The organism is Actinoplanes sp. ATCC 53533 (assembly GCF_003947245.1).
Window position 1 is genome coordinate 38822 of record NZ_QHHV01000134.1, and the last position, 23550, is coordinate 62371.

The following is a 23550-nucleotide window of genomic DNA, read 5'->3' on the forward strand; positions in this document are numbered from 1 at the left end:
AGCCGAACGACCGGGGCCGGACGACCGGGCCGAACCGACCAAGCCGAACCGACCAAGCCGAACCGACCGGGCCGCCCGGCTCGAGAAGCGTCAAGGCGCGAAGCCGGCTCATCCGCTGAGCTGGGCGCGGGCCTCCATCAGGGCGAAGCCCAGCAGGTTGAGCCCGCGCCACTGCGCCGGGTCGGCCGCCCGCTCGTCGGTGGCAGCCAGCCCGATCCCCCAGATCCGGTCGGTCGGGCTGGCCTCGACCAGGATCCGCTCCCCCGTGCCCAGCAGGAAGTCGCGCAGCTCGGCCCGCTGGCCGAATTTCGCCAGGCTGGCCTCCCTGACGATGGCCCGGCGCTGGTCGACCCAGGTCTGCTCGTCGAAGCCGCGGACCCGGCGGCCCAGCATCTTGGCCTGGCGGGGGTGGCTGGCCGCGACGATCCGCACCGCGGCCTCCTCGTCGCCGAAGAGCAGCGCCTTGCGCCACATCATGTAGTGCTCCGCCGTGGCGAAGCGGACACCCTCCACTGTGAACGCCGACGGCCACCACTGGCTCAGGCAGCCCGTGCCGATGCTGCCGTCGCGCTGGGGGCGGTGCCCCCAGAAGAACACGTATTTCAGTCGCCGGCCCGACCGGGCCAGCATGACGACCTCGTCGACGTCGCTCGGCTGCTCGCTCACGCCGGACAGTATGCCGGTCGGCACCGACAATCTCCTGAGGGTATTTGGCCCGGCCAGCCCGTGTTTCGTAAGGGGGTCGACGGCCAGGCGGCGCCTGGGCCCGCCGCGGCCCGGCCCCGATCCGAAACACGGGCTGGTCGGACGCGTTCAGCGGATCCGGCGGCCGCGCAGGATCACCGCCAGGGGGTGGTCGAGCTGGTCCAGGTCGGTGCGCGGGTCCGCCGCGTAGACGACCGCGTCGGCCGGGGCGCCGGGTTCCAGGCCGGGCAGCCCGAGGTACGCACGGGCCGTCCAGGACGCGGCACCGAGCGCCTCGTGGGCGGGCACCCCGGCGCCTGCCAGGGCACGGACCTCGGCGGCGATCCGGCCGTGCGGCAACGAATCCGTGCCGGCCAGCAGGGTCACGCCCGCCTCGGCCGCCACCGCGACAAGCCCCGGATGCGCGGCCACCCCGGCCAGGAACCAGCTGCGCTTCTCGCTCTCCGGCCGGGCGGTCACCCTGGGTACGCCGTCCAGCAGCACCGACAGCGTCGGGGTGAGTGCGGTGCCCTGGGCGGCCATCCGGTCGAGCAACCCGGGGTCGAGCCAGGTGCCGTGTTCCAGCGAGTCGACGCCGGCCTCGACTGCGGCCGTACCCCCGGCTCGTTGCTGGGAATGCACCGCCACCCGGCCGCCGACGGCGTGGACCCGCTCGACGATCGCGCGCAGCACGTCGACCGGGATGTGCTCGTCGCCGGGCAGCCAATCGGCGATGAGCTTCGCCCAGCCGGTGCGGGCCGCCTGGCCGGCGGCGAGGTCGGGCAGCTCGGCGTGGGTGGCGCGCCGGCCCCAGCCGTCGAAGAACTGACCGTGCTGGGCGATCCACGGCCCGGCGTGCACGGCGCGCGGCACGTCCGGGTCGGTGCCGAACCAGTCCGGCGGGTCGCCGGCCAGCCCGGGCGCGCGGATCAGCGTCACTCCACTGTCGACGTGCTGATGCAGGTGGCCACGCAGCGCCTCGTGGTCGAGCGGGTCACCGATCTCGGCATAGCCGGGGTGGGTATGCGCGTCGACCAGGCCGGGCAGCAGCCAGCCGGTCGGCACCAGCTCGGCGGACGGCACCGGGTCGGTGGTCCAGCGGTCCCCGTCGGCGTAGAGGTCGACGGGTTCGCCGGTCGCGACGGCGGTGCCACGGACTCTGAGGACGGTCATCCCGGCAGCCTAGGCGGGGCCCGTTAATTCAGTGAATACTTATATAAGCTCACGCGCAGGTAGCGCGGAAAAATGTCGTAGGCGGTCGATAGGTTGTTCATGCGGATCGGCGCCACGGGGGCGCCGATCCGTCCAAACTCCTCAGTGGCCGGCCCGGCTACCGGTCCGCACCGCGCAGCAGGGTCTGGCCCGCCGCCCGGACCCGGTCGCGCAGTTCCGGTGGCGACTCCACCGCGAAATCGGCGCCCAGCGTGCCCAGCACCATCACCGGCCAGCCGAGGTCGTCCACATTCATCCGCAGCCGGCAGCTCGCCGCCGAGACCGGCTCCACCGTGCCCCACTGGCCCACATATTGCCGCACCTCCGGCGCCGCCGTGTCGATCACGACCGACACGTCGTAACGCGCCGGCACCGCGGCCAGCCGGGAGCGCATCCAGGCCACCGGATCGCCGCCGGGGATCTCCCGCGGGCGGAAGCGGGCGCCCGTCAGCTCCGGCACGCTCATCCGGTCGATGCGGAAGCTGCGCCAGTCGCCGCGGTCGAGGTCCCAGGCCACCAGATACCAGCGGCGGCCGAGCGAGACCAGCCGATGCGGTTCGACATATCGCGACGACCCGGCGCCCGCCCGCGCCGTGTAGTCGAAGCGCAGCCTCTCCTCGCCGCGGCAGGCCAGCGCGATCGTCGTCAGGGTCGCCGCGTCGAGGGTGGGGCCGCCGCCGAAGACGCCGGGCGCGGTCGCCGCCTGCAACGCGTCGATCCGCTTGCGCAGCCGGGGCGGGAGCAGCTGGATGACCTTCGCCAGGGCGCGCACCGAGGTCTCCTCGAAACCCGCCACCGCACCCGCCGCCGCCGTCCGCAGCCCGACCGCGATGGCGACCGCTTCCTCGTCGTCGAGCAGCAGCGGCGGCACCGCCGCGCCCGCCTGCAGTTGATAGCCGCCGGCGACGCCGCGGGCCGCGTCGACGGGATAGCCGAGCTCACGCAGCCGGTCGACGTCGCGGCGCAGCGTGCGCGGGCTGACCTCGAGCCGGCCGGCCAGCTCCGTGCCGGGCCAATAGCGGTGGGTCTGCAGCAGGGAGAGCAGCCGCAGCATCCGGGCACTCGTGTTCGCCATGCCCTCAGTCTCCCGTTCATTGCGGTCAGAAACTGGCCGCATAGCACCCTAGCGTTGGTCTCATGATTGAGACACACGAGCTGACCAGGCACTTCAAGGATGTGCAGGCGGTGCGCGGGATCAACCTCACGGTCGCGCCGGGCGAGCTGGTCGCGCTGCTCGGCCCGAACGGCGCCGGCAAGTCGACCACCCTGCGCATGCTCACCACGCTGATCCCGCCGACCTCCGGCACCGCGCGGGTCGCCGGCCACGACGTGGTCCGGGCGCAACGCGAGGTCCGGCACCGGATCGGCTACATCGGCCAGGGCAACGGCGCCGCGCACAGCCAGCGCGGCCGCGACGAGTTGATCAGCCAGGGGCGCGCGTACGGGATGAAGGTCGCCGACGCCCGGCGGCGGGCCGCCGAGCTGATCGACTCGCTGGACCTCGGCGAGGTCGCCGACCGCACCGTGTCGACGCTGTCCGGCGGTCAGCGCCGCCGGCTGGACATCGCGATGGGTCTCATCCACGCGCCCGAGCTGCTCTTCCTCGACGAGCCGTCGACCGGGCTGGACCCGCAGAACCGCGCCAACCTGCAGCGGCACATCGTCGAGCTGCGCGAACGGCACGGCACCACGATCGTGCTGACCACCCACTACCTCGACGAGGCCGACGCGATGGCCGAACGGGTGATCGTGATCGACCACGGCCGGATCATCGCCGACGACACCCCGGCGCGGCTCAAGAACGAGCACGTCGGCGACCGGATCATCCTTGGCTTCGAGCACGAGACCGACGCGGCGGCGGCCGCGTCGCGCGTCCCGCACAAATCCCACCGGTACGGCACCGAGCTCACGATCACCGTCCCCGGCGCACCCCGCCTCGTCACCGGGCTGCTCGACGACCTGCGCGCCACCGGCCTGTTCCCGGCCGACGTGGAGGTCAAGCGGGCCACCCTCGACGACGTCTTCCTCGAACTGACCGGACGCAGCCTGCGCGAAGGCGGCGCCGCCCAACCCACTCTCGTGGAGGTCTGAACGATGACCAACCTTGTCACCGACACCGGCGTGGTCTTCAGCCGCGAGCTGCGGCCGGTTCTGCGCAACCCGTTCACCGTCGTCTTCTCGATGGTCCAGCCGCTGATCTTCCTCGGGCTCTTCGCGCCGTTGCTGCCGGACGAGCTGAGCCTGCAGTGGTTCGTGCCCGGCATCGTGGTGATGTCCTGTCTGTTCGGCACCTCGATGACCGGTTCCAACCTGCTCTTCGAGATCCAGACCGGGTCACACGAGCGGATGCTGGTCACCCCGCTGCGCCGGCCCGCGCTGCTGATCGGCCGGGCGCTGAAGGAGATCGTGCCGGTCGTCGTGCAGGCCGCCGTGATCGTGGCGATCTGCCTGCCGTTCGGCTTCCAGCTGCACCTGGGCGGCGCGCTGCTCGGCCTGGTCATCCTGAGCGTCTTCTGCCTGGGGCTCGGCTCGCTGTCGTACACCCTGGCGCTGGCGGCGAAGAACCAGGAATGGCTGTTCTGGACCGTGCAGCAGACGCTGCTGTTCCCGCTGCTGCTGCTCGCGGGCATGCTGCTGCCGATCGAGGCCGGGCCGGGCTGGCTGCAGGCACTGGCGAAGTGGAACCCGCTCACCTACGTCGTCGACGCGGAACGGGCCCTGTTCAACGGGGACGTCTGGGCGTCGACGACCGTGACCGGCGCGATCGCCGCAGCGGTGGTGGGCGCGGGCGGTCTGCTGGTCGGCACCCGGGCCATGCAGCGCTCGACCTGAGACCCACCGTGCGGCGGAGGTGGGCGGTCTACCGCTAGCGTGATCTCCGCACGGCGGGCGAGCGATGGGGGAACGACGGATGTTCGGGTTGCGGCGGAGAGAGGCGGGCTCGCTGCCGCGTACGCTCGGCCGGCTCATCGAGGGCCTGGGCAAGCAGGTGCCCACCGGCGTGCAGCCACGCCGCGGCAATCCCGACTCCGTCGTCGACTGCGCTGTCTACCACGGCGGTTCCCGGCGGCCCGGGCAGCTGCACTACACCCACGCCGCCCGGCAGGCGCAGCGGCAGACGGGCGCGTTCGTCTGGCTCGGGCTGCACGAGCCGGACGAGGCCACGATGGCCGCGATCGCCCGGGTCTTCGGCCTGCACGAGCTCACCGCCGGGCAGGCCGCCGCGGCCGGGCACCGGCCCGCCGCCGAGGTGATCGGGGACGTCACCCGGCTGGTGCTGCGGACCGCGCGGTATGTCGAGCACGAGGAGCTCACCGACACCTCCGAGGTCGTCGACACCGGCGACGTCACCGTGCTGATCGGGGAACGGTTCGTCATCACCGTGCGGCACGGGGCGGCGGGATCGCTGCGGCCCGTCCGCGAGGAGCTCGAACAGCGGCCCGCCCTGCTGGCCGAGGGTCCATGGGCGGTCGCGTACGCGGTGAGCAGCCGGATGGTCGACGAGTATCTGGACGTCGCCGGGCACGTCGAACGGGACCTGGAGGCGCTGGAGGAGGTCGCGTTCTCCGCCAGCAAGCCGCCCGACATCGCGCACATCTACCAGCTCAAGCGGGAGATGGTGGAGTTCAAGCGAGCCGTCATGCCACTGCAGGAGCCGCTGCAGCGGTTGCTCGACCGTGACGTCGTGCCGGAAGGCCTGCATCCGTACCTGGTCGACGTGCGGGGACGGCTCGGCCGGGCGGTGGACCGGGTTGCCGGTTTCGACGACCTGCTGAACTCGATCCTGCAGGCCCGGCTGGCGCAGGTCTCGGTGGACCAGAACAATGACATGCGCAAGATTGCGTCCTGGGCCGCGATCGCCGCGGTGCAGACCGCCATCGCCGGCGTCTACGGGATGAACTTCGAGCACATGCCCGAGCTGGGCTGGAAGTACGGCTACGCCGGCGTGCTGCTGCTGATGACAGGCGCCGCGGTGATCCTGCATCGCCGACTGAAGAAGGCGGGTTGGCTGTGACGATTGCGGAACCGGACCTGCGGTGGGCCGGCCTCGGCCAGCAGGCCTGCCTCGTGCTGGCGCCCCTGTTCCTGGCGATCGAGCACGTCGGCAGCACCGCCGTGCCCGGACTGCCGGCCAAACCGGTGATCGACCTGATGGCCAGCGTCGACGACCTCGACGAGGTCAACGCCGGCGCGCTGGAGACGCTCGGCTACCGGACGGAGCCGACCGACATGCCGGAACGGCTCTTCTACCGGCGTGAGGACTACGACAGCACCGCCTACCACCTGCACGTCGTCACCGCGGAAAGCTGGCCGACGCGCAACGAGCGGCTGCTCCGCGACCACTTGCTCACCCATCCCGCCGACCGTGACCGCTATGCGGCGCTCAAGCGGGAGCTGATGGACAAGTTCGGGCCGGGCCTGGCATATACGCGCGGTAAGACCGAGCTGATCCAGGAGCTCACCGACGCGGCCCGGGCCGCGCGGGGCCTGCCGCCCGTGCCGGTCTGGGAGGCCTAGTCACCCCCGCCCCAGGCGTCCCAAGAGATCCACCGAACGGTCCTGCCTCCACTCCGGACGGTATGCGGAGTGTGCACCACTCTGCCGTGGCAGTCGGATACGCCCGGTAACTACCGTTTGGCTCCGATGCACTGCACTGGGGGCGGTAGTAGTGGAGAATTCGGTAGCCGAGGCCGCACCGCGGAGCCCGGATCCCGGGCCGGCGGGGCCTGCTCGTGGCGGCCTGGTCGCCGCCCTGCGCGGGCACCTGGACCTGTTCCTGAACGCCGGCTCGCTCATGGCCACCACGGCGATCACCTCGCTGTTCGGCTTCGCGTACTGGTGGGTGGCGGCCCGCGCCGCGCCCGCCGAGGCCGTCGGCCAGGCCTCCGCGGCGGTCTCGGCGATGACCCTGATCGGCACGATCGGCATGTTCGGCATGGGCACCATGCTGATCTCCGACCTGGGCTCGCTGCGCGGCCGCAAGTGGGAGCTGATCTCCACCTGCCTGCTGGTGGCCGGCAGCGCCGCGACGCTCGGCGGCCTGGGCTACGTCGCGCTCGCCCACCTGGCCGCCCCCGGGCTGCAGCACGCGCTGGGCGGCACGGCCGCCACCGCGCTGCTGGTCTTCGCCATCGCGCTGAACGCGATGACGCTGGTCCTGGACGAGGCCCTGGTCGGGCTGCTGCAGGGACCGCTCCAGCTGATGCGCAACGCCTGGTTCTCGGTGGTGAAGCTGGTCCTGCTCGGGCTGCTCGCCGTGCTGCCGATCACCCTGACCGGCGGCGAACTGCTGCTCACCTGGGTCGCCGGCATGGTGCTCTCGGTCGCGATCCTCGGTCGCGCCCTGCGGCGCAAGGGCATGGTCGATTCGGTACGGCCGCGACTGTCGCTGCTGCGCGGCCGTGGCCAGGCGACGTTCGACCACAATCTGCTGAACCTGGCCACCTACCTGCCGCGGGCGGCGCTGCCGCTGGTCGTCACGGCGGTGCTCTCGGCCGAGGCGAACGCGTCGTTCTACACCGCGTTCATGGTGCTGTCGTTCCTGGCGATGGTGCCGGGCAACGTGGCGCTGACGCTGTTCGCGGTGGCCAGCGGCGACAAGGCCGCGCTGCGCTCCAAGGTGCGGATGGGCCTGCTCATCTGCCTCGGCGTCGGCTTCCCCGCCTCGCTGGTCGTGGTCTTCGCCGCCAAGCCGATCATGGGCCTGTTCGGTGCGAGCTACGCCGAGTCCGCGGGCACCGCACTGATGATCCTGGCGCTGACCTACGTGCCGTTCGTCTTCCACCACTTCTTCCTGGCGATCTCCCGGGTGCAGGGCCGCGTCCGGGGCGCCGGCATCTTCTCGGTCTTCGCCGGCGTCGCGGAGCTCGTCGCCGCCTGGTACGGCGGCAGCCGTGGCAGCCTCACCGAACTCGTCACCTGGGTGGCGCTGGTCATGGCCGCGGAGACGGTGCTGGTCGCACCGACCGTGCTCCGGGTCGTCTTCGCCCGCCCGCCCCTGGAGGAGAACATCATGTCCACCACCAGCCTCACTCTGCGCGAGCGCGCCTGGCTGCCACTGGAGTACATCCGGACCGTCGGCCCGCTGACCGGGATCACCGCCGAGCGGCTGCGCGAGGCCCTGATCGGCCTGCACGCCGCCGACCCGGCGCACCGCGCCGTGTCGCGCCTCGACCGAGCCGGCGCCAAGTGGCTGCACCTGGACGCGCCCGCGTTCGCGGCCTACGTCCGGGAGGCGGTCACCGATCTCGGCGACGGGCCGGCCGACTTCGACGAGATGACCCGGCAGCTGCAGGCCGAGCCGCGCGGTCACCACCCGGTGCGGATCCTGGCCGGCGGCGGGTACGTGGCGATGAAGGTGGCCCACGCGTACGGCGACGCGGGCCCCGTGAACACACTGCTGCGCGAACTGGTCCGCGCGGCCGGCGACGAGCGCGCCGCGGTGATCGCCCCGTCCGTGCGGCACCGGTGGGCCCTGCCGAAGGCCTGGTGGAAGCAGTTCGGCACCAAGCCGGGCCGGTGGAAGGAGGGGCTGAGCTTCGCGCGGCCGCCGCACCCGCAGGAGTCCCCGACGCGGCCATGGGCGGCGGGTCTCACCGTGCGGACCGACCGGTCCGCGGAGGTGCTGGGCAGCATGCGCACCTGGCGCGACCAGTACGCGCCGGGCGTCACCACCTCGGCGATCACGTTCGCCGCCTTCGCCTCGGCGCTGCGGGAACTGGGCCTGAACCCGGACCTGTCCGGCGGCACGTTCCTGGCTGACGCCCGCCGGTACGTGGACAAGGGCGTCAGCATCGACAGCAACTTCTGCATGGGCCCGTTCCTGAGCCCGCCGAGCCTGACCGACCCGCAGGCGATCCACACGACGCTGAAGGCGGAACTGGCCACCGGCCGGATCCTGACCATGATGCTGCTGCGCGAGGGCAAGATCGCGGTGGCCGGCGCGCCGGGCCTGCCGGAGGAGTATCCGGCGGAGCTGCCGATCGAGCCGCGGCCCCGGCTGACCTTCAGCAACCAGGGCCGGCACGACGTGCTCGCCGACCTGCCCTGGGCGGTCGAGGCGGCCGGCCGGGTCAACCAGAGCGTGCCGACGCTCAACGGCCCCGAGGGCATCACGCTCACCACCTCCGAGATGGGCGGGGTGTTGCACCTGGAGGCGACGTTCCACGCCTCGACCTACGACCCGGCCGTGGTGGCCCGGGCGCTGCGGCTGGTCTGCACCGACCCGGCCGCGCTGATCATGGCGACCCGCTAGGGCTTCGTCGAGGTCACTACCGTCGCGACACCGGGAGTGTCAGCCGGTAGGTCCGGGCCTTCTCGACCGGGTGCCGGCCGCAGGTGTGGTAGCTCAGGGTCGCCTCCAGCCGCAGGAACAGCTCCTCGTCGTCGGTGGGACGCACGGTGAAGGCGGTGTAGTCGGGGCGGCCCGGCTTGAGCTTGTCGCTCCGCGAGAACGACGTGTGCGTGCCGGTGGTGCCGGGGTAGCCGATCCGGACGTCGTCGCCCTCGACAGTCATGGCGGCGTCGCAGATCTTCCGGCCGGTCGTCCAGGAGACGCTGACCCAGGACGTCTCACCCGTCGGCACGGCCTGAAGCCAGGTGGTGACCGGCCGCGGACCCGGGCCGGACGCTGTCGCGGGGGTCGTCGTCGCTACCGTGGCCAGGCCCGTCGCCAGACTCAGGGCCGCCAGCGTGACGATTCGTCGACTCCTCATGGGCACTCCCTCAGGCGCATGAAACGGCGATATGACCAATAATATTGCGATTTCGGTCACGTCGTCGCTGCTTGGGGAAATGAGAAACGCGCGGGCGGCCGGGTGGCCACCTCGCGCGTTTCCTCAGTGCTCAGTTACTTGATGATCACTTACTTCAGTGACGCGGGCCGTTGCCGCTACCCGGGCCATTGCCGTTGCCCTGACCGTTGCCCGGCCCGTTGCCGTTACCCGACCCATTGCCGTTGCCCTGACCGTTGCCCGGCCCGTTGCCGTTGCCGTTGCCCTGACCGTTGCCCGGCCCGTTGCCGTTACCCGGCCCATTGCCGTTGCCCTGACCGTTACCCGGGCCATTGCCGTTACCCGGACCGTTGCCGTGGCCCGGGCCGTTGCCGTGGCCCGGGCCGTTGCCGTGGCCGCCGCCGATCGGGCCGTTGCCCGGGTGGAACGCGACGACCGGCATGGCCAGGATGAACGACCTGCGGATGGTGCGGTCGCGCCGCCCGCAGCCGTCGTACGCGATCGTGGCGCGCAGCTGGGCCACGCCGGAGCGGGCGAAGTCGGCGTTCACGCGGAACGCGGTGAAGTCGCTGCCGCCCCGGCGCAGCGTGTTGCCGCGCGAGAAGGAGGTGAAGCGGTTCCCGCGCGGGTACTCGACATCCACGCGCCGGCCGTTCACCCACACCACGGCGTCGCAGATGCGACGGTCGGTCTGCCAGCGAACGCTGACCCAGGTGTCGGTGTGCGCTCGCACCCGCTGGACGAAGTTGGAGACGGGCTGCGGTCCCCGCGGCGCCGCTTCCGCAGCGGTGGGCGCGACCAGCGACGCCATGCCGACCGCGGCCGCGGTGGCAGCGACGAGGGCTCCGATACGCCGAGACTTGTTCATCCCATTCCTCCGAAACTAGTTCGTCATCAGGCCGAGGGCTGGCCTGATGAGCAAGAGGCTATGGGCGTTTTGCTGCCTACTACGGGATTTGGAGGCGTTTCGGGCGTCTTTATAGCTTTTTAACCATTATGTGGAGCCCGACTCGTCCTTTCGACTGATGATCAAATGCTTCGGGAACCGTCCCGACGATCACGAAGCCCAGTGCCTGCCACAGCCGCACGGCAGCGTCATTGACCTGCACAACGGCGTTGAACTGGATGCTGTGATAGCCGTTGTCCCGGGACCACGCCACGACGTACTCCCCCAGCGCCCGGCCCACGCCACGCCCCTGCCGGCCGGGGTCGACCATGAAGCTGCCGGTGGCCACGTGCGCGCCGCGGCCCGGCCGGTTGGGCCCCATCTTCGCCGAGCCCACGATCTCGCCGCCGTCCACCGCGACCACGGTCAGGCCGGGTGGCTCCTCCATCCACAGCGCCCGGGCCTCGTCGGCGGAGAGCCCGAGCGGGTACGCGTACGTCTCGCCGGCTTCCACGATCCGCGACCAGAAGGGATAGATCCGGGGCCAGTCCTGCGGCGTCGCCGCTCTGATCTCCATGGCGGAACCATAGGCAGACGCCGGCAGCCGAGCGCCACCGCATTTCGGGCGCGCCCTCAACCGGCGACCGGGCTGATCCGGTCGTTGCGCAGGTGCTCGTAGACCACCGAGGTGCGCACGTCCGCCACGTGGGCGTGCCCGGTCAGCCGGTCGATGACGAAGGCGTAGAGGCTCTCGTTGTCCGGCACCGCCACGTGGATCAGGAAGTCCTCGGAGCCGGTGGTGACGAAGACGCCCAGCGTGTCGGGCAGGGCCGCCGCCCAGTTCCGGAAGGCCTCGATGTTCTGCCGGGACGGCGGCCGGATCCGGACCGCGATGAGGGCCTGCACCGGCCGGCCGATCGCGGCGAGGTCGACGGTGAGGCTGGCACCCCGGATGACGCCACGCTCGCGCAGCGCCCGGGTCCGGTCGAGGGCGGTGGTCGGCGAGACGCCCACCGCGGCGGCGATGTCGCGGTTGGTACGCCGTGCGTCGACCTGCAGTTCCCGCAGTAACGCCGTATCAAGTTCGTCCAAGTGCACCATCCGCGCAGCGTAGCCGAATTAAGTACGGATTCGTTGCCGCGAGACCGTGTGAATGCCTACCGTCTGTGGTCATGGACGGTATTAGTCAGATCGGCTTCGAGCCCGCCGAGATCCGCACCGACGAGCCCACCCGGTCCGCCCGGCTCAAATGGGTGGTCGTCGTCGACGAGGCGCTGCCCGCCGGGCGGGCCACCAACGCCGCGATCTGTGTCGCGGCGGCCACCACCGCGACGGTCACCGGGCTGATCGGTCCCGACGCCAAGGACGCCGACGGCTCGCCGCACCCCGGCCTGCCCTGGGCGGGCTGCTCGGTGCTGGGCGCTCCCGCCGGTCGGCTCGCCGAGATCCGGACCCGGGCAGTCGGGTCGCTGGGTGTCTTCGTCGCCGACATGCCGGTCCAGGGCCAGGCCACCCGGGTCTACGACGAATACCTGCGGCAGGTCGGTGAGACTGCCGGCGCCGAGCTGGCGTACCACGCGATCAGCCTGGTCGGCCCGCGCAACCGGATCGACAAGCTGGTGCACCGCCTGGGTCTGCTCGTCTGATTCTCCGGTTCAAATCACCGGTAAAGCTCCGACAAGGGACGATAGAGGCACTTAACCACCGAGGGAGACGGCATGTCGCTCAGTGCGGCCCATTCGGCGGCGTTCCGTCGCGAGGTGCCCCGCGAGGGCCGGGTCTGGTCGATCCGGGACGCCGCGGGTCATCCCGCCCCGCAGGACGCGACAGGCAGCCGCGCCATGCCGTTCTGGTCCAAGCGCTCCCGGGCCGAGCGGGTCGTCGGAGCCGTGGCGGCGTACCGGGGGTTCGACGTGGTGGAGATCCCCGTGCGCGACTGGCTCGACAGCTGGCTGCCCGGGCTGCGCAGCGACGGCCTGCTGGTCGGCGTGAACTGGGCGGGCCCGCGCGCCACCGGCTTCGACGTGGCGCCCGACCAGGTCACCGGATGGTTCGCCGACCTGCCCTGAGTGGGCTGTGGTCTCCACAGGCGGCACCCCCTATGCTTGCCGGACTGCAAACAAGGGGGTACCGGTGCGGAGTCTCGAGATCCTCGTCGTCGATGACGACGATGCCGACGCCCTGATGATCTCGGAGGCCCTCGAGGACACCGAGACGCGGACGACGGTCAACCGGGTGGTGGACGGGCGCGAGGCGCTCGACTACCTGCTGCGCACCGCGCCGTACGAGAATGCCCAGCGCCCCGACCTGATCCTGCTCGACCTGAACATGCCGAGGATGGACGGCCGCGAGACGCTCGCGGCCATCAAGACCGACGACCGGCTGAAGACCATCCCGGTGGTCATCCTGACCACCTCGGGTGCGGCCCCGGACATCGAGTCGAGCTATCAGCACCGGGCGAACGCGTACGTGACCAAGCCGTTCGGGCTGGACGAGTTCGAGGCCACGGTCCGCACGATCGACCGCTTCTACCGCGAAGTGGCGATGCTCCCGCCGGGCGACTGACCTGCGGTTACCGGAGACCAACCCGGGGTACGAGCAGGAACATGCCGGACAACACCGCCCCTGAAGACCTCGGGGCTCCGCAGTCGTTCCTGGTCCTCGCCGACGGCACGCCGGTCTTCGACCGCGCGGGCGACAAGGTCGGCGTGGTCGCGCACGTCCTCTCCGACGACCAGGACGAGATCTTCCAGGGCCTGGTGGTCAAGACCGCGGACGGCCACCGGTACGCGAACGCGAACCAGATCGACGGCCTCTTCGAGCATGGCGTGATCGTGTCGGTGCCCGCCGCCGAGCTGCCCGAGCCCAGCCAGGAGACGACGGCCGACGGCGACGACTCCTTCACCGAGGGGCTGCGCCGCGCCTGGAACTGGCTCATCCAGCCGAAATGACCGCCCCAGCCGCGATCAGACCGAAGCGGCCCAGCGTGGCGTTGTCGTGGAAGCGCGTCAGCCCGCCGATCCGATCGCCGCGCACGGTGACCACCATCAGCCCGGCCGGCCGCGCGACCGCCTCGCCGGGCTCGGCCAGATAGCAGGCGTACGCCGGCTGCGTGTTCACCCGGGCCGGCACGAGCAGCATCCGCCGCGACCCGCGCCATGCGTCGCTCGCCCGCAGGAAGGCCCCGATCGCGGCCGGCCCCTGATACTCGTGCGGCGCCGGCGGCATGGCCAGCCAGGCATCGTCGACGAGCAGCCCGACGACCGCGTCGACGTCGCCGGCGGTGAAGGCCTCGGCGAAGCGCCGCGCCAGCCGCTCATCCCCCGGCGGTGCCTCCCCGTCGGCGCAGAGCCGGCCGAGCGTGGCCCGGGCCCGCTGCAGCGCGCCCTTCACCACGGTGGTTGACGTCGCGAGCATCCCGGCGACCTCGGCGGTCGAATAGCCGAGGACGTCCCGCAGCACCAGCACGGCGGCCTGCCGGGGCGGGAGCCGCTGCAGCCCGGCGATGAACGCCAGCGCCACCGCCTCCTTCATCCCGTACCGCGCCTCGGGCCCGGGCGCGCTGTCGGGAACCTGGTCCAGCAACGCGTCGGGCCAGGGCTGCAACCAGGTCACCGCGTCACGCCGGGTGGGCTCGGGCGGCTGGAACGGGGGCACGGGCGCGGCGGGAACCCGCCGGGCCGCATCGCGCCGGGCGTTGAGACAGCGGTTGGTCGCGATCCGGTACAGCCACGACCGCAGCGAGGACCGCCCCTCGAAGTCCGCCAGCCCCTTCCAGGCCGCCACCAGCGTCTCCTGCAGGACGTCCTCGGCGTCGCTCAGCGACCCGAGCATCCGGTAGCAGTGCAGCAACAGCTCACGGCGATGCGGCTCGACGAGCTCGGCGAACCCCGTACCGTCCACGACCGCAGCATCTCACCCGCCCGGACCGTTCCGATCGGGCGTTCGCCGGTGTCTCGACAAGAGAGCGAACAACGCGACCGGAAGGAACCCCGATGCCCGACGAACCGAGCGCCGCCCTGCGCGTGGCCCTGGCGTACCACGAAGCCTGGACGACCAAGGACCTGACGCTGGCCCTGACCTACGTCGCGGACGACATCGTCTGCGACGCCCCGGCCGGCCGCATCGAAGGCCGGGAGGCCTACCGCGCGTTCCTCGCGCCGTTCGCGCGGACGCTGATCAGCGCCACCCTGATCGCCGCCTACGGTGACGAGCGAAAAGCACTGATGATGTACGACACCAGCACGCCTCTCGTGGCCAGCGGCCCCGGCGCCGAGTGCCTGACCGTCGAGCTCGGAAGAATCACCTACAACCGGTTCATCTTCGACCGGCTCCCGTTCGCCGCCGCGAGGCAGGCCACGGGCTAGCAGATGATCGACGCTCTGCACGAGGAGGAGCTGGCCGTGCTGGTCGCCGGGGAGACCGGGATCACCTGGTTCCTCGGCAGCCTGCGCGGCAGCATCGGCGGCTCGCCGTTCGAGGCCCGGATGCGCTACACCCGGACCTGGGTGCGCGACGCCGGGCATGGCTGGCGCATCGTCGCCGCGCACGCCAGCGTGGTGTGAGACGGGCTGTTCGGGGGGTCAGCCGACTGTTTCCAGGCCCGAGTCGCCGCAGATCTTCACTAGTTCCGCGGCTGCCGCGCTGACCGCTGCCACCGCGTCCGGTTCGGCGTCCGTGTCGTAGGCGGCGACCGCTTTGCGGTAGGCCGCCGACAGGCCCTGCGCCGCGTCGGCCACGGGGGCGTCCGCCGTGCCCGTGGCGGCCGTGATGTCGGTGATCACGCCCGGATTCATCAGGGTCGCCTCCCGGACCGCCTGGACCGCCTTGCCGCAGGCGATCGTGCCGGGCGGCTCGTCGACCTGGGCTGCCGCCGCTCCTGGCGGCTCGCCGTCCGGGGCGGCCGAGGCTCCGGGTTGTTCGTTGCCGGGGGCGCTGGGCGCGGCGGCTGTCGGCGAGGTGGCCGCATCGGGTGACGGGTCGGAGCAGCCGGCGACCGTGCTTCCCGCGATCAGGACGGACAGCATCAAAGCGGACAGTGATCGCGACATTGGCACAGCGTAAGACCGCCGTGGGCGTACCGCCGGGAAACGGCACGCGGGCCGGTCGGAAACCGACCGGCCCGCGTCACGCGGTGTTTGTTCAGGACGCGCTCAGATCGCGCTGCCCTTCTTGTATTCCGCCCAGCTCATGTCCCAGTCGGTCCAGCCGTTGTATCTCTTCAGCTTCTCCTCGGTGCCGCTGACCGTGACCGGGTCGCCGAGCATCGTGCGGGAGAACAGCCACTTGCCCATCGCCATGGAGACGTTGATGCAGCCGTGCGAGACGTTGGAGCGGCCCTGCACGCCCTCGGACCACGGCGCGGAGTGGATGAACTGGCCGCTCCAGGTGACCCGCTGCGCGTAGTCGATCTTGGTGCGGTAGCCCTCGCCCTCGGGCAACTCGTCGGTCGTGTCGAAGACGGTGTGTTCCTTCTTCTCGATGATGACCATCGTGCCGCTTGACGAGGGGGTGCTCTTCTTGCCGAGGCTGACCGGGATGGTCTTGATGACCTTGCCGTCCCGCTTGACGGTCATCTTCTTGGTCTTGTTGGAGACCGTCATCACGAACGAGCGGCCGACCTTGAGATCCACCGTCAGGTCGGAGCGGCCGTACCAGCCGTCGCCCATCGGCACGCCGGCGAGCTGCACCTTGTAGAAGATCTTGGTGTTGGCCTTCCAGTACGTCTTCGGGCGGTAGTGCACCTCGGTGGGGCTGATCCAGTGCCAGATGCCCTCCTGCACCGGCGACGCCGTCACCGGCATGCGGCGCTGGACCTCGGCGCGGTATTTCTCCGGCACCGAGCGGCCGAACCTGACGATCATCGGCATGGCGACGCCGACGGTCTGGCCGTCGCCGAGGAAGCTCGTGACGCGGACCAGCTTCGACGGCTTCTTCATCACCGTGAACGAGCTGGTCGTGCTGCCACCCTTGTCGCCCGAGGGGGTGCCGTTGACCGTCACCGTGTAGGTCTTGCCCCAGCCGAGCGTCTTTGCGGGGGTAAAGACCTTTTTGTCCTTGTCGAGGGTGCCCTTGACCTCGGCGCCGTCGGCGTCCTTGACCTCCACGGAGGTGTTCGCGGCATCCTCGGAGTCGTATTTGATCTCGGTGGCCGCGACGACGTCCGTGGCGTCGGCCGCGGGGAAGGTCACCGCCACCGTGCTCAGCGTGGGCTGCGGCGATGGAGACTCGGAGGCCGTGGAGCCGTCGCTCTGCGCGCCGCCCTGCCACGATGGCGTCTCGGCCTTGTCACCGCTGCAACCGGCGGTGACCAGCACGCTCGCAACCACCAGTGCCGCCACGCCGACCCGCCACGGCCGGCGCCCGGCCCCGCCGGCCAGCCGCGGCGCCCGGACGCCGGTCGACCCATCTCCACGAAATCCCATGATCCCTCTCACCGCACTGTCGTCCGGCGCCCATCTTCCTCCATGAATGCCGGGCCACCAATCCCGGTTTCGTGCCGCGGCCTCAGGAGGACGGCGCCGCGCCAGGTTTCAAGCGACGGAACCCACTTTACGCTTCAAGCTTCAGACGCCCTCCTGGGCCGCCAGATCGGCGGGCACCGGCAGCGCGCTGCCCTTCACGAATTCCTTCCAACTCATGTCAAAAGCCGTCCAGCCGTTGCCGACATCGAGCTTGTCCTCAGTACCCCGAACGGTGATGGGATCACCGATCAGCGTCTTGTCGAACAGCCAGCGAGCGTTCGACGGGGACACGTTGACACAGCCGTGTGACACATTTCGTTTGCCCTGCGCGCCGACCGACCACGGCGCGGAGTGAACGTACTGGCCGCTCCAGGTGATGCGCTGGGCATAGTCGATCTTGGTCCGGTAACCCTCGGTCGGGCCCAGCTCGGCCGTGGTGTCGAAGATGGTGGAGGCCTTCTTCTCCATGATGACCATCGTGCCGCTCGACGACGGGGTGCTCTTCTTGCCAAGGCTGACCGGCAGCGTACGGATGGTCTTGCCCTCCTGCACCACGGTCATCTTCTTGGTCTTGTTGTCGACCTTCATGACGAAGCTGCGGCCGATCTTGGCGGTCGCGGCACGGTCCTCGTCGCCGTACCGGCCGCCGCCGGTCGGCAGACCGCCGACAGCGATCCGCACGGTGAGCTCGGTGCCGGTCTTCCAGTAGTTCGGCGCGCGATAGTAGGCCTGGGTGCCGCTGGAGGTCCAGGACCAGGTGCCGGGCTGCTCGGGCGAGGACTTGACGAACATCCGCTTCTGCACGGCGGCCCGGTCCTTCTTCTTGATGCCCGGGCTGAACTCGACCACGACCGGCATGGCGACGCCGTACGTCTTGTCGTCGAAGAGGTAGAGGCCGGTGCCCGTCTTCCGGGCCGGCTTACCCATGGTGGTGAAGGAGGTGCTGGCGGTCTTGGTGACACCGGCGGCGTCAACGGCGGTGACCGTGGCGTCGTACCGCTTGCTGGTCTTGAGGGTCTTGCTCGGCACCCAGGCCGAGCCGTCCTCCCGCAGCGCCCCGGCGACATCCTTACCGGAGGCATCCTTGAGCGCGACGGTGGTCACCTTGCCGCCGGAGACCTTGAAACCGATCTCGGCGCTGACGGGCACATCCTTCTTACCCGTGGCAGGCGTCACACTGAGCGAGACGGCGGACACGCCACCGGTCTGACCGGACTCGGCGACCCCCGACTCGGGCACGGCCGACGAACCAGAGGACGGCGAAGCACCGACCCAGGCGGCCGGACTGGGCTTGTCCTCATCACCACTACAAGCAGCCAGTGCCAGCGGCGCGACCACCACCAACGCCACAACCGCCACGAGCGAGCGCCGCATGCCGACCATCCTTGATCCTCGATCCCACGTTCCGCGGGCACATCCTGCCTCATGTGCGCAACGCAGGGAGTCCCCCCGACGGTGGGTCCAGCCAAGACGATCATGTGAGGGGTACCGATTTCAGGCTCCCGGGAAGCCCGTGTTAATGTTTCTGCGTTGTCAGAGAGCGCCGCTAGCTCAACTGGCAGAGCAGCGGACTCTTAATCCGCGGGTTGTAGGTTCAAGTCCTACGCGGCGCACTTGTGATCATGGCCCTGATCAGGCGTTTTACGCCTGGTTAGGGCCATTTTTCTGTCCCCTGTGGACGAACACGTGATCCATGCGTGATCTGGAGACGCTGACACCCGCCGACGGGGGGCGACATTCGCCGCCATGGCGACCCCCAGGTGATCCAGGTCACCAGGGGAATTGGTCGCCCATAGCCCCGGATTCGTGGCTCTGCGCGGCCCCTTACCCCCGGACACTCAGGGGCGCCCGATCACGCAGCCTAGGCACTCTCGGGCTCTCGGTCAGCAACGCCAGTGAGAGGCGGGGCGTCCGTTCGGGGACTTCACACAGGGAAGGCAATTCGCGCATCGAGTATCGCGAACCCCTGGGCTCCCTAGCGACGCCGCATCGGTGCCGAGAAGCTGTCGACGGCAGATTTTTGCGACGCACTACCTTCGGCAGTTCAGGACGCTGACCGGACGATGGACCCACCACAGTTCGTGACGACGCGTCGTCGGTCAACGTGTCCGGACGGCGGCGTGGCCGGGTGGTTCGACATGCATGCATACGAAGGTTCACCGGTGTGATGACGCGGCCGTAGTCCACGCAGCCAGCGCCTGGCGGACCAGGTCAGCGTTGTCGACGACCGGCTCGCCGGCCGAGCCGACGACGGTATCCTCCAGCCCGATGCGTGTGGGTAGCCCCAATCGGCCTGCGTGAACAACCAGCGGCCAGCACGTCGCCTCCTCGCCGTGCAACAGCCGCGGCGCGGTGACCCCGACATCGTCGAGGCTGGTGAGGATCGCGTCGGCCGCGGCAACGGCTGTCACGGCCGTACCGTCGATGATCTCTACCAGGATGCGGGTCCAGGAGACCTGGCTGGCGGATAGCGTCTGCGCGTCGGCAGTCGACCACACCCCTGCCTCCACCCCGATTCCAGCCCGCTGCAGCGCCTCGACCAGGTCGGCGAAGCCGCCCTCACTGACGTTGACCGAGGCGAAGTCAGGCCGTGCCGCCGGCTGCAGGTCAGCCCAGCGGGTCACCGTCGCGAGCCGCCGCCCAATATCTCCGTCGCAGATCCACAATCCGGTTGTCACCCCTACCGGCACGCTCGGACAAGCCCAGCGCACTGCGGTGACGGCTGCCGCCAGATCGTCGGGATGCAGCGACTGCGCGCCGCCGCGCTCGCGCGGATGCAAGTGCAATGCCTCGGCGCCGGCAGCCACTGCGGCGGCCGCCTCCACAGCCAGTTCGCCGGGAGTAACCGGTACAGCCGGATGTTCGTCCCGGAACCGGCCGCCGTTGAGACACACCTTGATCCGTTCGATCCTCGACTGCACGAAGCTACCTTCCGCCGGTGGCCGCTACCCTAGCGAAAAGCGCCGACAGGCCCGCCGAGATGACAATCCGAGATCGCCTCGACCGGCTACGGAACATCCACTCATCGACAGATGAATGTGCTGCCGGACGCGTCCGGGGCTTCGTGTGCCGTCTGTCAGGCAAGCACCTGGTCGACCCCGGTTGTGGCCGAGGTCCGCTGGACCGCCTGATGGGTAGGCAGCCGTGAACAGCTCGAACCCCGTCCCGACGGTCAACAAGTGCGCCCACCTGACCTGTTCCGGCGGACGGCCACCGAACAGCGACGGCAGCCTCCTCGCGACGTTGGTCTTCGCCTGGCTCCTGATTCGCATCCCAGCTCCTCATCGCGCCCGCACACCCGGTCGTGGGCGCCCGGATGCCGCTGTCCGGCGACAAACGGATGGCATCGGCTCGCATCGATGTACGACAGCGCCGAGCGTGGACCTGTGGCTCGTCGCCATGGCGCCGCCACGGCGAACTGGCCGGTAGCAGGTAGGCGCCGTGACCGGTTGGGTTGCTACCCGATGTCACGCCCATTCCGTGGGGGGCCATCAGGTCGCGCAGGTAGGTGAACATCGCGGGCAGCCGGGCGGCGAGGGCACTGGCCTGGGACCAGACCCGTCGCGGTGTGCTGACACCCCTGCCGCGGCGGGCGGACGGAAGGGCAGCCAGGGCGGAGTGCAGGACCGTGTCCATGCTGCCGAGCAGGTCCAAGCCGCCAGGCCGGCCCCGCTGTCGTGGTCACCGGCCGACCCGCCTCACCTTCTACCTACCCGACCCCGCCAACCTCGGCGACACCGCCACGGTCGCCCCCAGCGTCCCTGCCCACTCCTCGTTCGAGACCGCCGGCCGCTCGCATCATCAAGATCGACGTCGAGGGCGCCGAAGCCGCGGCCATCAACGTCCTGGCCCCGCACCTGCAACGGCTCCACCTCGCCGCCGAGCTGACTGCGCTGGCTGAACACCACCCCGATCTGCTGGGCGTTGCGCTCCCTGTCCCGCTAGGGCGTCACCCCGGCCACCGCGCGAGTGACCGTGTGTTGGCGTGAGAACAACGTGCGCAAGCCGTCAAATGGTCCATCGTGCCGCTTGGGCCGGCGGAAGTCCTTGACCAGCCACTCCACCCGGATGATCGACACAAACCGTCGTACGGTTCGTTTAGGGTTCGGTGCGGCCGTTGAGGATCCAGGGCAGGTTGAACTTGTGGAACACGATGAACGGCTCCTTCGAGCCCGTACCGGCCGGGTTGGACGGGTCGGACTTGCTGCCTTCGATGAGGGCAGCCACGTTGAAGTCCGATGTCTTGGTCATGCTGGAGTAGCCGCCCTCCTTCAGGTCGGTGCTGCTGCCCCACCCGGTCGGGCGCGGGATGAGCCGAGACATCTTGTCCCAGGTGCCACCGTTGTCGTAACTGATACTGATCTTCATGTCTCGGCGGTCGGTGGTGCTGCTCGGGTGCAGGAACATCAGACGGTGCTTGCCGTCGAAGTTGTATCGCAGCGTCGAGCCCTGGCAGCCGTCACTGTTCGTGGGCTCAGTGAGTGTGTCGTTGGCGCCGTTGTGCCATTGATAGTTCGTGTATCCACCGTTGAGCGTGCCGCTGAGGAACGTACGGTAGTCCAAGCCGGACGCCCCCGGACGGTCATTGCGATATAGGCTTCCGTCTGTTCGCTCGGTGACCGTGCCCTCGACGCCCTCGCGGCTGGGCAGGGTTGATTGCTGCCAGGTCGCTCCGCCGTCCTTGCTGTAGATGTTGCGACCCCAGGCGGGGATGACCAGGGCGCCCTTGTCCGGGCCGTGCTGGGTGAGACGGACACCGTTGCCGGGGCCGATCGCGTCCCACTTGAAGTTCAACGGCTTGAGTGTGGAGTTGAGGTTCTTGAAGGTCCACGCCCCGCTGGGTGCGCCGTTCGCGCCGACCGGCTTCGACAGCGCGTAGACCTCACGGTTTTCCCAGGTCGTCTGCGACACACTGGTGATGGTCCCATCCGTCCGCTGCGCGAACAGCCAGATGGTGCCGCCGGTGGCGGGATCGCTGTTGGGGTTGTAGACCGGTGTCGGGTTACCCCACGTGTCGGTGCCTCCGGTTGCCACGGGTTGCAGCGCCGACCAGTTCGCCCCGTTGTCCGTCGAGACCTTCATCACCAGGTCGATGTCGCCCCAGTCGCTCTCGCTGTTGCGCCGACCCTCCGCGAATGCGACAAGGGTTCCCGGGGTGGTGGTCACGATGGCCGGGATACGGAAGCCGTCATAGGACGAGCCGTTCAGCATGTCGTTGGCACCGAACAAGGTGAAGCCCTCGGGGCTTGGCGTGGCTGCGTAAGCGCGTCCCACGAACACTGGGGCCGCGGTCATCATCACGGCTGCCCCGATGGCAATCCAGCGTCTCATCATCATCCCCCGCCAAAGAGGTCCGTCTCGCGTGGCTCGCATGCGAGACGGACCTGAACTGCGCTTCATCGTTGCCGGTCCATACATTAACAAGATCGCGCAACGGCCATGCCGCGTTGCCGGGCTTGTTCGGAGAGTCCGAATGCCTGTGTCGAGGGCAACGTCAACCGCAAGAACGATGTCGAGTAGCCGGGGGCATCGCAGCCCCCGGCTCTCACAGAACCGTACGTAACGATCTCTCGTTATACGGCTCTTGTCGCCCTGGTCACCAGACTGCGGGGACGGTGTTGACCCAAGCCCAGTGGGCGAAGAACCGGGGCCTCATGGTGACGGCTCGGGTCCAGGCGTCCTGTGCTCGCTTTCGTCCTCGCAGCCGCTTGTGCTTCTTGCGGAGCCAGCGCATCAGGTAGGCGTTGATGCGTGTCAGGAGGGGATACAGCGCTGAGCGGTAGAACGCGCCGTAGTACTGCATCCAGCCTCGCACCCGGGGATTGACCCAGGCGGCGAGGTCCGCTTCGGAGAGTTCCGTGTGCCGGTGCAGTCGCCATGACCGCGCCTGGCGACTGACCTTCTTCAAGGCGTCGCTGCTGATCGCCGGGTTGAACCCGGTGAATCGCTTGCCTGTCCTGGGTCGTACCTCCCGGCCCCGGAACGTGTACCCCAGAAAGGTGAACGAGGTGTTCTCGTACTCCCCTCGCCGGTTGCTGTCCTTGCAGTACACGACCCTGGTCTTGTCCGGGTGCAACTCCAGGCCGACCTCATGCATCCGTTCCCGCAGCGCTGCCAGCACATGCTGTGCTTGAGTCTGGCTGACGCAGTGCACCACCGCGTCGTCCACGTACCGCTCGAAAGAGACGCCGGGGAACTTCCTCGCCATCCACAGATCGAACGCGTAGTGCAGAAACAGATTCGCGAGCACGGGCGAGACCGCGGAACCCTGCGGGGTTCCTCGGTCCCGGGCCTGCAACGAGCCGTCGGGCAGCATCAGCGGCGCTTGCAGCCACCGCCGGACATACAGCACCACCCACGGCAGGTCGGTGTTCGCCTCGACTGCCTTGACCACCAGGTCCCACGGCACGCTGTCGAAGAACTTCCGGATGTCGAGATCGATCACCCAGTCCGTCTTCCAGCACCGCGAGCGGCAGGTGGCCACGGCGTCGAGCGCAGACCGCCGAGGCCGATAGCCATAGGAGTCCGGATGGAAGATCGGTTCGGCCTTCCGCTCCAGTTCCATAGCCAC

At 69.7% G+C, this 23550-nt stretch carries 25 protein-coding genes and 1 tRNA gene; 12 read left to right on the forward strand and 14 right to left on the reverse strand.

Annotated features, from left to right (window positions below):
• Window positions 1-108: 108 nt before the first annotated feature.
• From DMB66_RS37620 to DMB66_RS37630, 3 genes are all read right to left on the reverse strand, one after another.
• A complete protein-coding gene (locus DMB66_RS37620) occupies window positions 109-666 on the reverse strand; it encodes an NADAR family protein (protein WP_370319964.1) in 558 nt (185 codons plus the stop codon).
• A 147-nt stretch (window positions 667-813) separates the two neighbouring features.
• Window positions 814-1857, reverse strand: coding sequence for an amidohydrolase family protein (locus DMB66_RS37625; protein ID WP_125808894.1), 1044 nt, complete (start codon window positions 1855-1857; stop codon window positions 814-816).
• A 157-nt stretch (window positions 1858-2014) separates the two neighbouring features.
• Window positions 2015-2971 (reverse strand): YafY family protein, encoded by a 957-nt coding sequence (locus DMB66_RS37630; protein WP_125808895.1) that lies wholly within the window; start codon window positions 2969-2971, stop codon window positions 2015-2017.
• A 62-nt stretch (window positions 2972-3033) separates the two neighbouring features.
• Between DMB66_RS37630 and DMB66_RS37635 the strand changes: the two genes are divergently transcribed.
• The 5 genes from DMB66_RS37635 (at window position 3034) to DMB66_RS37655 (ending at window position 9151) form a co-directional block, all read left to right on the forward strand.
• The gene (locus tag DMB66_RS37635) at window positions 3034-3987 is read left to right on the forward strand and encodes an ABC transporter ATP-binding protein (protein WP_125808896.1); all 954 of its coding nucleotides are present in this window, start codon (window positions 3034-3036) and stop codon (window positions 3985-3987) included.
• A gap of 3 nt (window positions 3988-3990) precedes the next feature.
• Window positions 3991-4728 carry an ABC transporter permease gene (locus tag DMB66_RS37640; protein ID WP_125808897.1) on the forward strand — a complete coding sequence of 246 codons (738 nt, stop codon included), beginning with the start codon at window positions 3991-3993 and terminating at the stop codon, window positions 4726-4728.
• 79 nt (window positions 4729-4807) lie between these two features.
• Window positions 4808-5911, forward strand: coding sequence for a magnesium and cobalt transport protein CorA (locus DMB66_RS37645; RefSeq protein ID WP_125808920.1), 1104 nt, complete (start codon window positions 4808-4810; stop codon window positions 5909-5911).
• Entirely contained in the window at window positions 5908-6414 is a 507-nt protein-coding gene (locus DMB66_RS37650) for a GrpB family protein (protein WP_158647500.1), read from the forward strand. Before DMB66_RS37645 ends, DMB66_RS37650 begins: the two co-directional genes overlap by 4 nt.
• A 151-nt stretch (window positions 6415-6565) precedes the next feature.
• On the forward strand, window positions 6566-9151 hold the full coding sequence (locus DMB66_RS37655) for a lipopolysaccharide biosynthesis protein (protein ID WP_125808899.1): 2586 nt from the start codon (window positions 6566-6568) through the stop codon (window positions 9149-9151).
• Between the two features lie 16 nt (window positions 9152-9167).
• Here the strand turns inward: DMB66_RS37655 and DMB66_RS37660 are convergent, their stop codons facing one another.
• From DMB66_RS37660 to DMB66_RS37675, 4 genes are all read right to left on the reverse strand, one after another.
• On the reverse strand, window positions 9168-9611 hold the full coding sequence (locus DMB66_RS37660) for a hypothetical protein (protein ID WP_125808900.1): 444 nt from the start codon (window positions 9609-9611) through the stop codon (window positions 9168-9170).
• 154 nt (window positions 9612-9765) lie between these two features.
• Complete coding sequence (locus DMB66_RS62950; RefSeq protein ID WP_199752856.1) at window positions 9766-10497, reverse strand: hypothetical protein; 732 nt, start codon at window positions 10495-10497, stop codon at window positions 9766-9768.
• Window positions 10498-10606: 109 nt separating this feature from the next.
• Entirely contained in the window at window positions 10607-11092 is a 486-nt protein-coding gene (locus DMB66_RS37670; protein WP_125808901.1) for a GNAT family N-acetyltransferase, read from the reverse strand.
• A 56-nt stretch (window positions 11093-11148) separates the two neighbouring features.
• The gene (locus tag DMB66_RS37675) at window positions 11149-11616 is read right to left on the reverse strand and encodes an Lrp/AsnC family transcriptional regulator (RefSeq protein ID WP_233625119.1); all 468 of its coding nucleotides are present in this window, start codon (window positions 11614-11616) and stop codon (window positions 11149-11151) included.
• 71 nt (window positions 11617-11687) lie between these two features.
• Here DMB66_RS37675 and DMB66_RS37680 point away from each other — a divergent pair, with 71 nt between their 5' ends.
• From DMB66_RS37680 to DMB66_RS37695, 4 genes are all read left to right on the forward strand, one after another.
• Window positions 11688-12161: a DUF2000 domain-containing protein gene (locus DMB66_RS37680; protein WP_125808902.1), complete on the forward strand. Its 474-nt coding sequence runs from the start codon at window positions 11688-11690 to the stop codon at window positions 12159-12161.
• Between the two features lie 72 nt (window positions 12162-12233).
• Complete coding sequence (locus tag DMB66_RS37685; RefSeq protein WP_125808903.1) at window positions 12234-12584, forward strand: DUF2750 domain-containing protein; 351 nt, start codon at window positions 12234-12236, stop codon at window positions 12582-12584.
• A gap of 64 nt (window positions 12585-12648) precedes the next feature.
• On the forward strand, window positions 12649-13080 hold the full coding sequence (locus tag DMB66_RS37690; protein ID WP_125808904.1) for a response regulator: 432 nt from the start codon (window positions 12649-12651) through the stop codon (window positions 13078-13080).
• A gap of 41 nt (window positions 13081-13121) precedes the next feature.
• Window positions 13122-13466 carry a PRC-barrel domain-containing protein gene (locus tag DMB66_RS37695; RefSeq protein WP_125808905.1) on the forward strand — a complete coding sequence of 115 codons (345 nt, stop codon included), beginning with the start codon at window positions 13122-13124 and terminating at the stop codon, window positions 13464-13466.
• Here DMB66_RS37695 and DMB66_RS37700 read toward each other — a convergent pair.
• Complete coding sequence (locus tag DMB66_RS37700) at window positions 13450-14418, reverse strand: RNA polymerase subunit sigma-70 (protein WP_125808906.1); 969 nt, start codon at window positions 14416-14418, stop codon at window positions 13450-13452. The two genes, DMB66_RS37695 and DMB66_RS37700, sit on opposite strands and share 17 nt — an antisense overlap.
• 92 nt (window positions 14419-14510) lie before the next feature.
• On the opposite strand from DMB66_RS37700, the gene DMB66_RS37705 reads away from it, so the two are divergent.
• Window positions 14511-14882, forward strand: a complete 372-nt coding sequence (locus DMB66_RS37705) for a nuclear transport factor 2 family protein (RefSeq protein WP_125808907.1) — start codon at window positions 14511-14513, stop codon at window positions 14880-14882.
• 3 nt (window positions 14883-14885) lie between these two features.
• Window positions 14886-15080 (forward strand): nuclear transport factor 2 family protein, encoded by a 195-nt coding sequence (locus DMB66_RS37710; protein ID WP_125808908.1) that lies wholly within the window; start codon window positions 14886-14888, stop codon window positions 15078-15080.
• Window positions 15081-15098: 18 nt separating this feature from the next.
• On the opposite strand, the gene DMB66_RS37715 is transcribed toward DMB66_RS37710, so the two are convergent.
• The 3 genes from DMB66_RS37715 to DMB66_RS37725 all read right to left on the reverse strand — a co-directional run bounded on the left by DMB66_RS37715 (window position 15099) and on the right by DMB66_RS37725 (window position 18362).
• Window positions 15099-15566 (reverse strand): hypothetical protein, encoded by a 468-nt coding sequence (locus DMB66_RS37715; protein ID WP_125808909.1) that lies wholly within the window; start codon window positions 15564-15566, stop codon window positions 15099-15101.
• Window positions 15567-15668: 102 nt separating this feature from the next.
• A complete protein-coding gene (locus DMB66_RS37720; RefSeq protein WP_125808910.1) occupies window positions 15669-16940 on the reverse strand; it encodes an Ig-like domain-containing protein in 1272 nt (423 codons plus the stop codon).
• A 141-nt stretch (window positions 16941-17081) separates the two neighbouring features.
• The gene (locus tag DMB66_RS37725) at window positions 17082-18362 is read right to left on the reverse strand and encodes an Ig-like domain-containing protein (protein ID WP_125808911.1); all 1281 of its coding nucleotides are present in this window, start codon (window positions 18360-18362) and stop codon (window positions 17082-17084) included.
• Window positions 18363-18519: 157 nt separating this feature from the next.
• Between DMB66_RS37725 and DMB66_RS37730 the strand changes: the two genes are divergently transcribed.
• Window positions 18520-18592 (forward strand) — tRNA-Lys (locus tag DMB66_RS37730).
• A 543-nt stretch (window positions 18593-19135) separates the two neighbouring features.
• On the opposite strand, the gene DMB66_RS37735 is transcribed toward DMB66_RS37730, so the two are convergent.
• The 3 genes from DMB66_RS37735 to DMB66_RS37745 form a co-directional block, all read right to left on the reverse strand.
• Window positions 19136-19900: a 3-keto-5-aminohexanoate cleavage protein gene (locus DMB66_RS37735; RefSeq protein ID WP_125808912.1), complete on the reverse strand. Its 765-nt coding sequence runs from the start codon at window positions 19898-19900 to the stop codon at window positions 19136-19138.
• A gap of 1177 nt (window positions 19901-21077) precedes the next feature.
• Complete coding sequence (locus tag DMB66_RS37740; protein ID WP_158647501.1) at window positions 21078-22379, reverse strand: exo-alpha-sialidase; 1302 nt, start codon at window positions 22377-22379, stop codon at window positions 21078-21080.
• Window positions 22380-22575: 196 nt separating this feature from the next.
• Window positions 22576-23550: reverse transcriptase domain-containing protein (locus tag DMB66_RS37745; RefSeq protein ID WP_125808914.1), on the reverse strand; the 975-nt coding region annotated here is incomplete at its 5' end.

Excerpts from the sequence above, each read along its gene's own strand:
- DMB66_RS37670 (WP_125808901.1), bottom strand. The coding sequence starts at position 11,092 with ATGGAGATCAGAGCGGCGACGCCGCAGGACTGGCCCCGGATCTATCCC.
- DMB66_RS37710 (WP_125808908.1), top strand. The coding sequence starts at position 14,886 with ATGATCGACGCTCTGCACGAGGAGGAGCTGGCCGTGCTGGTCGCCGGG.
- DMB66_RS37695 (WP_125808905.1), top strand. The coding sequence starts at position 13,122 with ATGCCGGACAACACCGCCCCTGAAGACCTCGGGGCTCCGCAGTCGTTC.
- DMB66_RS37685 (WP_125808903.1), top strand. The coding sequence starts at position 12,234 with ATGTCGCTCAGTGCGGCCCATTCGGCGGCGTTCCGTCGCGAGGTGCCC.
- DMB66_RS37660 (WP_125808900.1), bottom strand. The coding sequence starts at position 9,611 with ATGAGGAGTCGACGAATCGTCACGCTGGCGGCCCTGAGTCTGGCGACG.
- DMB66_RS37720 (WP_125808910.1), bottom strand. The coding sequence starts at position 16,940 with ATGGGATTTCGTGGAGATGGGTCGACCGGCGTCCGGGCGCCGCGGCTG.
- DMB66_RS37630 (WP_125808895.1), bottom strand. The coding sequence starts at position 2,971 with ATGGCGAACACGAGTGCCCGGATGCTGCGGCTGCTCTCCCTGCTGCAG.
- DMB66_RS37625 (WP_125808894.1), bottom strand. The coding sequence starts at position 1,857 with ATGACCGTCCTCAGAGTCCGTGGCACCGCCGTCGCGACCGGCGAACCC.
- DMB66_RS37675 (WP_233625119.1), bottom strand. The coding sequence starts at position 11,616 with ATGGTGCACTTGGACGAACTTGATACGGCGTTACTGCGGGAACTGCAG.
- DMB66_RS37705 (WP_125808907.1), top strand. The coding sequence starts at position 14,511 with ATGCCCGACGAACCGAGCGCCGCCCTGCGCGTGGCCCTGGCGTACCAC.
- DMB66_RS37645 (WP_125808920.1), top strand. The coding sequence starts at position 4,808 with ATGTTCGGGTTGCGGCGGAGAGAGGCGGGCTCGCTGCCGCGTACGCTC.
- DMB66_RS37715 (WP_125808909.1), bottom strand. The coding sequence starts at position 15,566 with ATGTCGCGATCACTGTCCGCTTTGATGCTGTCCGTCCTGATCGCGGGA.
- DMB66_RS37640 (WP_125808897.1), top strand. The coding sequence starts at position 3,991 with ATGACCAACCTTGTCACCGACACCGGCGTGGTCTTCAGCCGCGAGCTG.
- DMB66_RS37635 (WP_125808896.1), top strand. The coding sequence starts at position 3,034 with ATGATTGAGACACACGAGCTGACCAGGCACTTCAAGGATGTGCAGGCG.
- DMB66_RS37725 (WP_125808911.1), bottom strand. The coding sequence starts at position 18,362 with ATGGTCGGCATGCGGCGCTCGCTCGTGGCGGTTGTGGCGTTGGTGGTG.
- DMB66_RS37740 (WP_158647501.1), bottom strand. The coding sequence starts at position 22,379 with ATGAAGCGCAGTTCAGGTCCGTCTCGCATGCGAGCCACGCGAGACGGA.
- DMB66_RS62950 (WP_199752856.1), bottom strand. The coding sequence starts at position 10,497 with ATGAACAAGTCTCGGCGTATCGGAGCCCTCGTCGCTGCCACCGCGGCC.
- DMB66_RS37680 (WP_125808902.1), top strand. The coding sequence starts at position 11,688 with ATGGACGGTATTAGTCAGATCGGCTTCGAGCCCGCCGAGATCCGCACC.